The sequence below is a fragment of the Pseudomonas sp. IC_126 genome, assembly GCF_004331835.1.
GTDB lineage: Bacteria > Pseudomonadota > Gammaproteobacteria > Pseudomonadales > Pseudomonadaceae > Stutzerimonas.
Genome location: NZ_SJSS01000002.1, coordinates 807043 through 820743, shown reverse-complemented (window position 1 = coordinate 820743; position 13701 = coordinate 807043). Strand labels below are relative to the sequence as shown.

The 13701-nt window shown below is 62.1% G+C and carries 10 protein-coding genes; 7 read left to right on the top strand and 3 right to left on the bottom strand.

Annotated features, from left to right (window positions below; translation table 11 throughout):
• Nucleotides 1–27: 27 nt before the first annotated feature.
• Nucleotides 28–1059: a small ribosomal subunit biogenesis GTPase RsgA gene (gene rsgA, locus E0D86_RS09055; protein WP_131649676.1), complete on the top strand. Its 1032-nt coding sequence runs from the start codon at nucleotides 28–30 to the stop codon at nucleotides 1057–1059.
• A 96-nt stretch (nucleotides 1060–1155) separates the two neighbouring features.
• On the opposite strand, the gene motB is transcribed toward rsgA, so the two are convergent.
• Nucleotides 1156–2181 carry a flagellar motor protein MotB gene (motB, locus tag E0D86_RS09050; protein WP_131649675.1) on the bottom strand — a complete coding sequence of 342 codons (1026 nt, stop codon included), beginning with the start codon at nucleotides 2179–2181 and terminating at the stop codon, nucleotides 1156–1158.
• An 8-nt stretch (nucleotides 2182–2189) separates the two neighbouring features.
• Nucleotides 2190–3041: a flagellar motor stator protein MotA gene (gene motA, locus E0D86_RS09045; RefSeq protein WP_131650034.1), complete on the bottom strand. Its 852-nt coding sequence runs from the start codon at nucleotides 3039–3041 to the stop codon at nucleotides 2190–2192.
• Nucleotides 3042–3203: 162 nt separating this feature from the next.
• Here motA and E0D86_RS09040 point away from each other — a divergent pair, with 162 nt between their 5' ends.
• The 5 genes from E0D86_RS09040 to E0D86_RS09020 all read left to right on the top strand — a co-directional run bounded on the left by E0D86_RS09040 (nucleotide 3204) and on the right by E0D86_RS09020 (nucleotide 10602).
• Entirely contained in the window at nucleotides 3204–4718 is a 1515-nt protein-coding gene (locus E0D86_RS09040) for an HDOD domain-containing protein (protein WP_131649674.1), read from the top strand.
• A gap of 45 nt (nucleotides 4719–4763) precedes the next feature.
• Nucleotides 4764–5579: a rhodanese-like domain-containing protein gene (locus E0D86_RS09035; RefSeq protein WP_131649673.1), complete on the top strand. Its 816-nt coding sequence runs from the start codon at nucleotides 4764–4766 to the stop codon at nucleotides 5577–5579.
• A gap of 11 nt (nucleotides 5580–5590) precedes the next feature.
• Nucleotides 5591–6493, top strand: a complete 903-nt coding sequence (asd, locus tag E0D86_RS09030) for an archaetidylserine decarboxylase (RefSeq protein ID WP_131649672.1) — start codon at nucleotides 5591–5593, stop codon at nucleotides 6491–6493.
• A gap of 149 nt (nucleotides 6494–6642) precedes the next feature.
• Nucleotides 6643–8472, top strand: a complete 1830-nt coding sequence (locus E0D86_RS09025; protein ID WP_131649671.1) for a molecular chaperone — start codon at nucleotides 6643–6645, stop codon at nucleotides 8470–8472.
• 63 nt (nucleotides 8473–8535) lie between these two features.
• The gene (locus E0D86_RS09020) at nucleotides 8536–10602 is read left to right on the top strand and encodes an EAL domain-containing protein (RefSeq protein WP_131649670.1); all 2067 of its coding nucleotides are present in this window, start codon (nucleotides 8536–8538) and stop codon (nucleotides 10600–10602) included.
• Nucleotides 10603–10710: 108 nt separating this feature from the next.
• Here E0D86_RS09020 and serB read toward each other — a convergent pair whose 3' ends face one another.
• Complete coding sequence (gene serB / locus E0D86_RS09015) at nucleotides 10711–11925, bottom strand: phosphoserine phosphatase SerB (protein ID WP_131649669.1); 1215 nt, start codon at nucleotides 11923–11925, stop codon at nucleotides 10711–10713.
• Nucleotides 11926–12127: 202 nt separating this feature from the next.
• Here serB and E0D86_RS09010 point away from each other — a divergent pair, with 202 nt between their 5' ends.
• Entirely contained in the window at nucleotides 12128–13687 is a 1560-nt protein-coding gene (locus E0D86_RS09010; RefSeq protein WP_131649668.1) for an AhpA/YtjB family protein, read from the top strand.
• The last annotated feature ends 14 nt before the right edge of the window (nucleotides 13688–13701 follow it).

Sequence of the window (13701 nt, the reverse complement as noted above, 5' to 3'; positions counted from 1 at the left end):
CTTTCCAAGCCTGGGCACCCTACGCAAATGGCCAAACGCCAACTCAACCGCCGGCAAAGCTGGCGCATCGAGAAGATCCAGGAAGAGCGCGCCTCGCGTGCGGCGCGACGGGAATCACGCGCAGTAGAAGAACTGGAAGGCGGTGACCTGGGGCCGGAGCAGACCGGCCTGGTCATCGCGCACTTCGGCGTGCAAGTCGAAGTCGAGGCGCAGGAAGGCGAGCACCGCGGCCAGGTTTTTCGCTGCCACTTGCGCGCCAATCTGCCTGCCCTGGTCACGGGCGACAGGGTGGTCTGGAGGCCGGGCAATCAGGGCATCGGCGTCATCGTCGCGCAGTTGCCGCGCCAATCCGAACTCTGCCGGCCCGACACGCGCGGCCAACTCAAGCCGGTCGCGGCCAATGTCGATCTGATCGTCATCGTCTTCGCCCCATTGCCGGAGCCGCACGCCAATCTCATCGATCGCTATCTGATCGCCGCCGAGCATGCGGGTATCACCCCACTGCTGCTATTGAACAAGGCGGACCTGATCAATGCGCAAAACGAAGGTGCACTCAACGCGCTGCTCTCGGTCTACCGCGAACTCGGCTACCCGCTGATGGAAGTCTCCGCCCACGACGGCGCAGGCATGGATGCACTGAAAGCGCGGCTCGACGGCCATGTCAGCGTATTCGTCGGCCAGTCAGGCGTGGGTAAATCATCGTTGGTGAACAGCCTGTTACCGGGCGTCGACACGCGCGTCGGCGCATTGTCGGAAATGACCGGCAAGGGCACCCACACTACGACCACCGCGCGGCTATTCCATTTTCCCGGCGGCGGCGAATTGATCGACTCGCCCGGCATCCGTGAATTCGGTCTGGGACACGTCAGCCGAGCCGACGTGGAAGCCGGATTCGTCGAGTTCCAGGATCTGTTGGGGCACTGCCGGTTCCGCGACTGCAAGCACGACCGCGAGCCTGGCTGCGCTCTGCTGAAGGCGCTGGAGCAAGGACAGATCCAGCCACAACGCATGGCCAGTTATCGCTACATCATCAGCACCCTGTCGGAAGCGGATTATTAGCCTGGGGCTGGAGAGCATTCGGTTCGCTGCTAGTATTTAAGCTGTTTCTTTCCAGCTTTCCCTTCCAGCCTTCCAGCCTCAAGCGCTTGTATCGGCTTATTGGCTTCGAGGCTCGTCGAACTGCAGCACCCCTTCCTCGAAGATATTCAACCGCTCGCGCAATTGCGTCGGTGGCAACGGATCGGGTACTTCGATGATTGAAGCTCCGTCGGGATTGGCCGTCGCGGCCCCCGACAATTGCGATTCAACGGAAGCGTCAACCGCATCCGCGTCCGACTGTTCCCCTTCGATGTTGCGCTGGGCCTTCTTGGTCAGCACCAGAATGTCGATGCGACGATTGACCGGATTCAGCGGATCATCCCGATCGAACAGGGCCGATGAGGCATAACCCACAACGCGGGCAATCTGATCCTCCGGATAGCCTCCGGCGACCAGCGTGCGCCGAGCCGCGTTGGCGCGCCCTGCCGATAGCTCCCAGTTACCGAAATCACCTCGTCCCGAGTATGGCTTGGCATCGGTGTGCCCGCTGATGCTGATCTTGTTCGGCACGGCGCGAATGGTGTCGGCCATCGCCAGCAGAATGTCCTCGAAGTAGGGCTGCAGCTGCGCGCTACCCAAGGCGAACATCGGGCGGTTCTCGGCATCCATGATCTGAATGCGCAGCCCGTCCTGAGTGATCTCGAACAGGATCTGATCCTTGAAGCGGGTCAGGTCGGGATTTTCGTCGATCTTGTTCTGCAACTCCTGCAACAGTAGTTCCAGCCGCTCGCGCTCCAGCTGCTCGGCAAAGGTTTGCGCCTGATCGGCGTCGAGCGCTGCTCCGGTCTGTTGCACGGCCGGGTCGACCACATCGTTGAGCGTACGGTCCGGCGCTGGCGTCGGCGTACCGCCCAGATCTATCACGTGTGGGCTGGCACTTTCAGTGAAGCCGATCGGGTCCTGGAAGTAGCCCGAAATGGCGCGCTTCTGTTCCGGCGTTGCCGAGGACATCAGCCACATCACCAGAAAGAACGCCATCATGGCCGTGGCAAAGTCGGCGAAGGCGATCTTCCAGGCACCGCCATGGTGCCCGGCCGCGGATTTCTTGACCCGTTTGACGATAATCGGTTGGGTATTGTCCATGATCGCGCTTAGCTACCACGCATGGCTTGTTCGAGCTCGGAGAAGCTCGGGCGATGCGCCGGCAGGAGTACCTTGCGGCCAAACTCCACGGCGAGCGTTGGCGGCATGCCCGACGCCGACGCCACCAGCGTGGCTTTGATGCTTTCGTAGAGATTGAGCTCTTCTTTGGCGTCGTGCTCGAGCGCACCGGCCAGCGGACCGAAGAAGCCGTAGGAGGCAAGAATGCCGAGGAATGTACCCACCAGCGCCGTCGCGACCTTTTCTCCGATCTCGGCGTTCGAGGCGGACGCCAGAATCGACATGGTGATCACGATCCCCAGAACGGCGGCCACGATCCCCATCGCGGGCAAGCCGTCAGCGACCTTGGCCACGGCGTGCGAGGGATGTTCGAGTTCTTCCTTGAGGCTATTCAATTCCATGTCGAACAGCCCTTCCAGCTCGTGCGGAGCCATATTGCCGGACGACATGATGCGCAAGTAATCGCAGACGAACGCAGTCATGCGTTCATCCTTGAGGATCGCAGGATATTTACTGAAGATCGGGCTGGCCTTGGGGTCTTCGAGGTCCGCCTCAATCGCCATCATCCCCTCGCGGCGGCTCTTGTTGAGGATTTCATAGAGCATCCCCAGCACTTCCAGATAGTACTTGTGAGTAAACCGCGTGCTGAACATCTGCAGCGATTTCTTGAACACCACTTTGGTGGTGCTGCCGGGGTTGGCCTGCAAGAATCCACCGAGCGCCGCTCCCCCGATGATCATGACCTCAAATGGGTGGATAAGCGCGCCGAGCTTGCCGCCGGACAGCATGAAACCGCCGAGCACGCTGCCGATTACTACGAGAATGCCAATAATCTTTGCCATAGGAGGTACGTCTAAAACCTGATCACAAGGCACCTGAAACAAGCCACGCGACATCGCGCGCTCCGGGGTCACAGGCGGGGCGTATGAAAGAATTGTTCTGGTTATCGGAGCTTTTGCGCCAGACTAAAGGCCAACCCGATGAAATGCCAGTTCGGTGGCGCGATGACCACACCCCCTCTCCCACGCACGCTCCCCGCCTGGATCAAGGCGCTGGACGCCGTTGTGCTGCCGGCGTTCGCCGACCCGCATGCACGAGTTCAGCGGGCAATGCGCGACAGCAGCAAGTCCATGCGCCAGATCGCCGAGCTGATTCAGGAAAGTCCGATCCTGGCGCTCAACGTGATTCGCGAAGCCAACCGCAGCGCGGCATCGGCCGGCAAGCCGGCAGAGAGTCTCGAAGTCGCGCTCAGCCGCATCGGCTTGAAACGAGCCGAAGCACTGATCGCGGGGATTCCGGCAGCCCGACCCAGCGAAATCCCTGCACCGTTGCGGCAGATGGTGCTGATCAGTCGACACGCCAGCCAACAGGCCAATGGACTGTTCGCAGCCCGCCTCGCGCGGCTCTGGCAGGAAATTCACTGGAGCAGCCTGCTGTTCCTAGCCCCCGTGTGGACTCTGGTCGCGGCGCATCCGGAACTGCTCGAGGCCTGGGAACAACGCGTGCTGGTCAGACGCGAGCCGGCGCCCCAGGTCGAACAGGCCTTGCTGGGTATCCCGTTATTGGATCTTTGCGTGGCGGTCGCCGAGCATTGGGGGCTGCCCGGATGGATCGCCCAAGGTTATCGGCTGCTCAGCCAAAATCGACGAATGCTGATCAAGGCCCTGCACGTCGCCCGCGATAACGAACATCCGTTGCATCAGCAACAGATGCTCGATGCCGATCCGGAGCTGCGTCGCTGGCTTACCCTGCCGAGCAATACCATCGTGCTGGCCAACGGCCTGGCGCTTTCTGCGCACCATGGTTGGAGCGGCATTCACAGCCTGCGCTGGCAGCGGCTCGCCGGGCTGTATCTGCAGGTCCCGCTGACCGAACTGCAGCAAATGGTGCACCAGCAGGCCGCAGCCAGTGCGCAGACGATCGGGAAGACCGACCTTTGGCATCCGGCTCAGGCCCTGCTGTGGCCATGGGAAACGGTGTTTCAGGTCGAAAAGGTCGCCAGGCTGCCCAATACCGAAGCGCTGACGCAATGGCGCACGCATTGCCGTGAACTGCTCAGCGAGCCCTGTCCATACGACAATGTCATCCAGCTCACCGCCACTGCGTGCAAAGCGCTGACCTGTGCCGGCATGCAGCGGGTGCTGCTGATGATCGTCGACCGCAGGCAGCAGCGCCTGGTCAGCCAGCAAGCCAGCGGCCTGCCGCGCGAGGCCTCCCGACTTACTCTCGAGCCGGATCAGAGCCAGGTGTTGCGCAGGCTGCTGGAAAAGCCCGCCCTGCTGCGACTCACGCCCGACAACGTGGCGCAATTCTCCGCCTTGCTACCGGGCGCGCTGAAGGCGCTGTTTCCCAGCGAGCATGTCCTGTTGCGCTCCGTGGGTCAGGAGGGTCGGGTGGTCATGCTGGTGGTGGCCGATCAGGGCAACACTGCGTTCAGCGAAACGGGTGTGCAGGCGTTCACCAAGACCGTCCAGTGCATCGAGCGCGCCCTGGCAACGTTCAGCAAACGCGGCCGCTGACATTTTTCGCTAGACTGGCTCCTTTCTGACAGCCCGAGACTTACCGTGTCTGCCTTTTCAAACCTGCCTCTGGTAATCGAACCGGTCGATCTGGCCGAACGTTTGAATGCCCCCGAGCTGATCCTGGTCGACCTGACCAGTGCGAGCCGCTACGCCGACGGCCATATACCTGGCGCGCGATTCGTCGATCCCAAGCGGACCCAGCTCGGCCTGCCGCCAGCACCGGGAAAGTTGCCCGGCAAGGATCAGCTGGAATCGCTGTTCGGCGCGCTGGGGCATCGCGCCGATGCGGTTTATGTCATCTATGACGATGAGGGCGGCGGTTGGGCCGGGCGTTTCATCTGGCTGCTGGACGTCATCGGCCATCACCACTACCACTACCTGAACGGCGGCCTGCACGCCTGGCTGGCCGAACAACGTCCGCTGTCGCAAGAGGTTCCTGACGCCGTGGGCGACTCAGTCGCACTCCAGCTCGAAGAAAGCCCGAGCGCGACCCGCGAATACATCGAAAGCCGGCTCGGCGCTTCGGATCTGGTCGTCTGGGACGCGCGTTCGCCCGAAGAGTACCGCGGCGAAAAGGTGCTGGCGGCACGCGGCGGTCATATTCCCGGCGCGATCAACTTCGAATGGACCGCGGCGATGGACCCGTCCCGCGCCATGCGCATTCGCGAAGACATCGCCGAGCGGCTGGTCGCGCTCGGCATCACCGCGGACAAGGAAATCGTCACCCACTGCCAGACGCATCACCGCTCCGGTTTCACTTACCTTCTGGCCAAGGCCCTGGGCTATCCAAAGGTGAAGGGATACCCCGGCTCCTGGGGCGAATGGGGCAACCTGCCCGACACCCCGATTCAGCAATGAAAAGGTCATCCATGAAAGATCGCTTGTTCGTATTCAGTCAGTACCTGCTCCCGCACCACCTGATCTCGCGCCTCGCCGGCTGCCTCGCCGAATGCCGCCTGCCATGGGTGAAGAACACCTTCATCAAATGGTTCGTGCGGCATTTTCAGGTGGACATGCGCGAGGCGCAGATCGAAGACCCGATGGCCTACGAGCATTTCAACGCGTTTTTCACCCGCGCCTTGAAAGACGGCGCCCGTCCGCTGGATCCGACGCCAGGTGCGATCCTCAACCCCTGCGATGGTGCCATCAGCCAGTTGGGCCGGATCGAGCAGGGCCGGATCTTCCAGGCCAAGGGCCACAGCTACAGCGTGATGGAGCTGCTCGGTGGCGACCATGAGCGCGCGGCGCCCTTCATGGGCGGTGACTTCGCCACCGTGTACCTGTCGCCCAAGGATTACCATCGTGTACACATGCCGCTGTCCGGCACCCTGCGCGAAATGGTCTACGTACCGGGCCGCATCTTCTCGGTGAACACCGTGACCGCCGAAGGCGTACCGGAGCTGTTCGCGCGCAACGAGCGCGTGGTTTGCCTGTTCGATACCGACCGCGGGCCGATGGCCATGGTGCTGGTCGGCGCGATGATCGTCGCCAGTATCGAGACCGTATGGGCCGGGCTGGTAACGCCGCCCAAACGCACCCTCAAGACCACCCGTTACGACGAAGCGGCACGCGCGCCGATTCATCTGGAAAAAGGCGCGGAGATGGGCCGCTTCAAACTGGGCTCCACGGTGATTCTGCTGTTCGGTCCGGATCAGGTCAGCTGGGCCGAGCAGCTTACGGCACTGACGCCGGTATGCATGGGCGAAGGCCTGGGACAGGCCAAGCCGATACCCCCGGCCGTTACTCCAGTGGACGATTTCACACAGCCTTAAAGCCAAACCAATGGTCGGTTGCGGCTAGCCAACGTCTCTGTGTTCGTTATGATGTCAGCCGAAGATTGCGTTTTGACATCACAGGTAGCAAATCCTGCCGTCATTGCCGAACCTAGGCAGTACGTCGGATTTGCCACGGAGTTCACCGTTTGGATAACCAAAGTCAGCCATCGCTATTGCGCGTCCCGACGCCGGATTGCCAGGGTCTGTCTTTCTGCGAACCCAGCATTCGCGGCGTCCGGCGCTGGCTTTCCGGCCTGCCCAAGGCAAACCTGGGCGAAACCGCGCGACAGCTGTACCAGGCCATCCAGGAACTCAACCGAGTCCGCACCACCGCCCAGGGCCGTCTGCAACTGCTCGAACTGTTGCGACCGGAAATCCATATGGTCTGCAAGGCCCTGGAGCGCTACTTCGTCAATCAGCCGATCGTCCTCAGCGAACAGCCGCGTAAGGTCGCCAGCCTGTGCCAGGCGCTGCAGAACCATCTTGCCACCGGTTACAAGCTGATCTCCGTCGAGCTGTCGTCCCAGCCCGGACGCGAATCCCAGCAACTGCTCACCATTGCCCTGCAGCGGGCGGTCCGCAGCCTCTGCGCGATGCTGGTTCGCTCGACGCAGCTGTACAGCCCGACACCCGATGGGCTATGGCTCGAACTTCACCAGCTGTACGCCATCGCTAGCGAGCGTGGCGTGCACTGCACCCTCGTGCGCGACGACCTCGGCTATCGCGTCAAAGGCCTGAGTATCGAACAGAGCTACACCGTCGCCCTCATGATCGGCAGCGCCCGCTGCAACCAGATGCGCCAGCAGAACATCGCGCAATTGGCTGAGGTGCTAGAGCCCTGGAGCGCACTGATTCGTCTGCAGTCCGGGCAAAGTCCGTCCAGCCTGTTCTGCCTGTCGTCACGCGTCGATCACCCGCCGCGCTATCGATCGCTGTTTGCCGCCGAGGAGCGGCTCCACCTGCTCGGCATCGACCCGCATGGCCTGGTCAATGCCATCCAGCTACACCTGCAATCACCATCGCAGCCCCACGAAAACAGCGCGCTTGCAATGCCTGAGGGTTTGAGCCCCGATTTCCTGCAACATCTATGCGCCGCCTGGGGGGATATTTCCGAGCGCAGCTTCCAACGCACCCCAGCGCAGGGCCAGATGAAACTGTGCATCGGTATGAGTGCATTGCATTACCACCTGGCGGGGCAACGGTCGTTCGCCGATCTGTTGAAACGGCCGGAAGCTGCTCAATCCGCCAAGTACAAAATGAACAATGCGGCGCCTGATGTCTGGGCCGTCGCTTTCGACGCGCAGCCGATCAACGAGGACGGCATTCTGCCGAGCGACCACATCGAGTTCGTCCGCCCCGTCCTGGCAAACACCGCTGCGCCTACAACCGCCGAGGACAAACCTGAAATGCCGCCGGCAGATGCGTCGTACCCGACTTTCGAGGTGCAGCTGGTCGACCACAGCCCCGGGGGCTACTGCCTATCCTGGCCGGGCGAGGTGCCGGCGCAACTCCAGGCAGGCGAACTGCTCGGCCTGCAGGATTCGACCAGCCAGGCCTGGAGCGTCGCAGTAGTGCGCTGGATCCGCCAAGTCCGCGGGCACGGACCACAGATGGGCGTTGAGCTCATCGCGCCGCATGCCCAACCTTGCGGCCTGCGTCTGCTGCGCAAGACCGAGCAGGGCAGCGAGTATCTGCGCGCCTTGCTGCTACCGGAAATCAGCGTGATCTCCCGCCCGGCAGCTCTGATCGTGCCGCGCCTGCCATTTCAGGAAGGGCAGAAGGTACAGATCAACCAAAATGGCGACGAGGAGCGCGCGCTGCTCTGCCGCCGCCAAACGGGCACCAGCAGTTACAACCAGTTCGAATTCCAGCGAGTAGGCCTGGGGAGCACTCCCCAGGAGAAGCCGATCACAGCCAAGACAACCCAGGCAGCGCCACGGGGTGAAGATTTTGACTCACTCTGGAACACGCTGTAGATTGCGGCTCATCGTTATTTAGCCCCCCACGCCCCGTCTACGGCGCGTTCCAAAGCTGCTGCCATGGCCCCGCAAAAGAAAACCATCCGCCTGCTGATCCTCGAGGACTCGCAGAATGAAGCCGAGCGACTAGTCAGCCTGTTTCGTAACGCGGGCCAGGCGACACGCGTGCACCGTCTCACATCGAGTGAGGACCTTGCCGATGCACTGCAGCAGACCTGGGATCTACTGATCAACGCGCCCACCAGCGCTAATCTCGACCCCGCTGAAGCCATAGGCGCCATCCGCAAGCAAGCCAAGGACATCCCGATCATCCAGCTGATCGACGGTAACGATGCCGACACGATCACCGAAGCCCTCACGCTGGGTGCGCAAGGCGCGCTGCCTCAGGGTGAAGACGAGTGGCTGATCCTGATCTCCAAACGTGAACTGGCAAACCTCGAAGAACGCCGCGCACGCCGCTCCGCGGAGCTGGCACTGCGTGAAGCCGAGAAGCGCTGCCAGCTGTTGCTCGACAGCTCGGTGGACGCCATCGCTTACGTCCACGACGGCATGCACATTTACGCCAACCGGGCCTACCTCGACCTGTTCGGCTACGAGGACGTGGACGAACTCGAAGGCATGCCGATGATCGATCTGATCGCTTCCTGTGATCAGGGAGAATTCAAAGGCTTCCTGAAGAACTACCAAAGCCTGCAAGGCAGCGCCGAACTGGTGTGTGGCGGCATTCGCGCCGATGGCGGCAACTTCAAGGCGCGCATGCATTTTTCACCGGCCAGCTATGACGGCGAACCCTGCATACAGGTGGTCATCCGCGCGGAAAGCGACAATGCCGAGCTGGAAAAACTGCGCGAAATCAGCAGCCAGGATCTGGTGACGGGACTATACAACCGCAACCATTTCCTCGGAACGCTGGACGCGGCCATCGAACGCGCGGTAAACGCCGGGCAGCGTTCGAGCCTTGCCTACATCCGCGTCGACCGCTTCGCCAGTCTGCAAGCCGAAATCGGCTTGGGCGACTCGGACCGTCTGCTGGCCGAGCTGGCCCAGCTGCTGCGTGAGCAATTCAAAGAGACGGCCGAGCTGGCTCGCTTCGGTGACGACGCATTCGCGGTGCTGGCACCTGAGACTACGCCGCAGCAACTCGAGCAACCATTGACCAAATTGCTGCGCAAGGTCGAGGGCCATCTCTTCGAAATCGGCGGTCGCACCGTGCAGACCAGCCTCAGCATCGGTGCCGCCGCGCTCGATGAACAGACAGCCAAGGCCCGCGACGTGATCGACCGTGCCCACCGCTGTGCCGAAGAACTCACCGATGGCAATGCGCTGAGCATCTACAATCCGGCCGACGAACTGGCCGCCGCTGCCAGCCGCGGCAATGTCCTGGCGATGCTGCAGCAGGCGCTGGAAAAGAACAGCTTCCGTCTGCTATTCCAGCCGATCATCAGCTTGCGTGGCGATAGTCACGAGCATTACGAAGTCCTGCTGCGCCTGCTCGACCCGCAAGGGGTGGAAGTGCCGCCGGCGGAATTCCTCGGCGCCGCGAAAGAAGCAGGCCTGGCTCCCCGGATCGACCGCTGGGTATTGCTCAACTCGATCAAGCTGCTCGCCGAGCATCGCAGCAAAGGCCACAGCACACGGCTGTTCGTCCACCTATCGAGCGCCAGCTTGCAGGATCCGTCATTGCTCAGCTGGCTAGGGGTTGCGCTCAAGGCATCGCGCCTGCCAACTGACTCGCTGGTGTTCCAGCTCGACGAAAACGACGCTGTCGCCTATCTGAAGCAGGCAAAGGCGCTCAACCAGGGACTGACCGGACTGGGCTGTCGCATCGCTCTGAATCAGTTCGGCTGCGTGCTGAACCCGTTCAACACGCTCAAGCACCTCGATGCCGAGTTCGTGAAGATCGACGGTTCCTACACCCAGGACCTGAGCCGCCAGGAAAACCAGGAAGCACTCAAGCAGCTACTGGCCGACCTTCACGAACAGAACAAACAGACCATCGTCCCCTTCGTCGACAGCGCCACCGTGCTGGCCACGCTGTGGCAAGCCGGTGTTGGCTACATTCAGGGGCAGTATCTGCAAGGCCCGAGCCAGTCGATGGACTACGATTTCTCTTCAGACGACGAATAGCTGGAAGCTGGTCAGCTTGCGGGCTGTCAGTAGTCAGTCAAGCCGCCCCTTATCCTGTCGCAAAAAGCGCTGCACGCCCCAACTACCTATCCTGGCTTCCAGCTGCCTTTACTCCGTCCCTTCCCGATCCCTGAACCCCAGCAGGTAAAGAATCCCGTCCAGCCCCAGGGTAGAAATCGCCTGCTTGGCCGACTGCTTGACCAAGGGTTTTGCCCGGAACGCCACACCCAGCCCGGCCAGCCCGAGCATGGGCAGATCGTTGGCGCCGTCGCCGACGGCGATGGTCTGTTCCAGGCGCAAGCCTTCCCGCTCGGCCAGTTCACGAAGCAGATCGGCCTTGCGCTGAGCATCGACGATGGGCTCCTGGGCGATGCCAGTGAGTTTGCCGTCGACGATCTCGAGTTCGTTGGCGTACACGTAATCGATGCCGAGCCTGGTTTGCAGCTGGCGCGCGAAATAGGTGAAGCCACCGGATAGGATCGCGGTCTTGTAGCCCAGCCGCTTCAGCTCGGCAAACAGCAGTTCGGCGCCCTCGGTAAGCCGCAGGCTGGCACCGACTTCGGCCAGCGCGCGCTCCTCTAGACCTTCGAGCAACGCCAGGCGCTCCTTGAAGCTGGCGCGGAAGTCGAGCTCGCCACGCATCGCACGCTCGGTGATTTCCGCCACTTGATCGCCGACGCCAGCCACTTTGGCCAGCTCGTCGATCACTTCCGCCTCGATCAGAGTCGAGTCCATGTCGAACACCGCCAGCCGGCGATTGCGTCGGAACACCGAGTCGCGCTGAAAGGCGATATCGACGTTCAGCTCCTGCGCCACGCTAAGAAACTCCGCACGCAGCGCTGCCGTATCGGCGGGCTCGCCGCGCACCGAGAACTCGATGCAACCCTTGCCAAGTTCCTCCGGCATATCCAGCGGCTGGCGCCCGGAAAGGCGATCAATGTGATCGATATTGAGGCCATATTTGGCTGTGATCGAGCTGACGCGCTGCAGCTGTTCAGCGGTTACCTTACGGGTCAGCAGCGTGACGATGTGTCGCGGCTTGCCCTGGCCGGCGACCCACTGCTGGTAGTCCTCTTCGGCAACCGGGGTGAAACGCACCTGCTGATCATGCTTGTAGCCCATGAACAGCACGTCCTTGAGCACCGAGGAAGCGCCTTCGGTATCCGGGATCTCGACCAGGATGCCGAACGACAGGGTGTCGTGAATCACGGCCTGACCGATATCGAGGATATTCACGCCCCCCTGGGCGAGCACGCCGGTAATGGCCGCGGTCAGCCCGGGGCGATCTTCCCCGGTGATGTTGATCAGGACGATTTCGCGCAAGGCGCAACTCCTATGGCAAAGAAGGCGGGCATTCTACAACAGCCGGCCCACCGCGGCGCGCCACGACCGCTCGCTGGACTGCTGCCTCTACGCGTCGACAACGGTATTCTGCAATTCGTCTGCTTTGCCCGGGAGACCTTCAGCCGCCAGTGCGCTTTCCGTATACTGCGCGGCACTTTCCTCAAGAGTAGAGCCGCGCTCTGTGAACCGGCCCGCATCCGTCAAACCCGACAATTTCTTTTTGCTGATCTATCGTGCATTACGCCAGCGGCGCGTTCCGCTGGTGCTGCGGGTAGCCAGTCACACGCTGCTGCTGGTCGCCCTGGCGCTGATCATGTATGCCTGGGTCATGGGCATGCAGTTCAAGCACGCCATGGAGCAGCATACCGATGCGCTGGGGCAGAGCCTGATCACCCAGACAGCCGCATCGGCGACCGATCTGCTGGTGGCCAATGACATTCTCAGCCTCAACGTGCTGCTGAGTAATCTGGTGAAGAACCCGCTGGTGGCACACGCGGCGGTTTACAGCGTCGACAACCGCATATTGGCGGAATCGGGCACACGGCCGCCAAGAAACCTGCTGGGCGATGAGGAAGGCCTCTACTCCACCCCCATCAGCTTCCAGGAAGTGATTGCCGGACATCTGCGCATCAGCCTCGACATGCGCCAGCTTCAGCAGCCGATGACCATCAGCCTGCAGAGCATGGGCCTGCTCAGCCTGATCCTGCTGGCGCTGACCCTGATGCTCAGCATGCGCTTGGGCCGACAACTCTCGCTGCCTCTGATGCAATTGCGCCTATGGCTGCGCGACCCGGACGACCCGGCTCCCGGCGCGGGCCGGCAAGATGAGATCGGCGACCTGGCGAGGCAATTGCAGGCCCGCCTGGTACCGGAGGAGCCCGAGCCGGAGATCGAGCTGGACGACAGCATGCAGGATATCTACTCGGCGCATATCGACCTGCCGGTGCTGACCACTGATGCAGACCACGAGCATCTCGAGGACGATCGTCTCGAAGATGAGGATGACTACCCGCGCGCTGACGACTATCCGGCAGACGCGCCCCTCGAAGCCGATGACTTCGATCCCTTCCATGACGACCCGCCACTGGAAGAAACCAAGCCAGAACCGGTATCTACGCCGACTCGCGCACCTGCAACAGCCCCCGCAGCGCCAGTCGCGGCGACCAAAAGCGGCGTGCTGGCGATTCAGCTCGGCGCTCAGGAACAGCTTCGCCGCCTGCCGCGCGCACGGCTTACCGAATTGCTGCAGCGCTACCGGGACTGCCTGCAGCAAGCCGCGACCCTCTATCAGGCCGAGCTGCATACGCTCAACGATGGGAGCAGCCTGATGCTGTTCCATAGCCAGGACGATGAGCAGAATTACCTGACCCATGCGCTATGCTGCGGTGAGCTGATGCGTGCGCTCGGACATGCGCTGCAGATCGAAGTCGCCGATAGCGGCATCACCCTGCAATTGCAGCTGGGCCTGACCCAGGGCGAAGGACTCTACGACCTCAGCCAGGGCGACTTGCTGCTCAGCGAGCCGGCACAAGCAGCGCTGGCCATGTCGCAGCACAGCCGTAACCTGCTGCTGGTCGAGCGCGGTATCGGTGAAGATAGCTTGATCCGCCAACGCGCACGCATCCGCCCAATTGCCAGCCCGGAAGGCGCCTGCTGCGTCGAGCGTCTGCTCGAGCCCTATCCCTCCCTGCTTGAGCGCCAGCTCGCGCGCATGCACGAGTTACGTAATCGCATTAGCTGACCCGACGTAGGATG

Bases quoted from the DNA above. Each gene is read 5' to 3' on its own strand.
- motA (WP_131650034.1), bottom strand. From the start codon at position 3,041: ATGGCAAAGATTATTGGCATTCTCGTAGTAATCGGCAGCGTGCTCGGC.
- motB (WP_131649675.1), bottom strand. From the start codon at position 2,181: ATGGACAATACCCAACCGATTATCGTCAAACGGGTCAAGAAATCCGCG.
- E0D86_RS09020 (WP_131649670.1), top strand. From the start codon at position 8,536: ATGGCCCCGCAAAAGAAAACCATCCGCCTGCTGATCCTCGAGGACTCG.
- asd (WP_131649672.1), top strand. From the start codon at position 5,591: ATGAAAGATCGCTTGTTCGTATTCAGTCAGTACCTGCTCCCGCACCAC.
- E0D86_RS09040 (WP_131649674.1), top strand. From the start codon at position 3,204: ATGACCACACCCCCTCTCCCACGCACGCTCCCCGCCTGGATCAAGGCG.
- rsgA (WP_131649676.1), top strand. From the start codon at position 28: ATGGCCAAACGCCAACTCAACCGCCGGCAAAGCTGGCGCATCGAGAAG.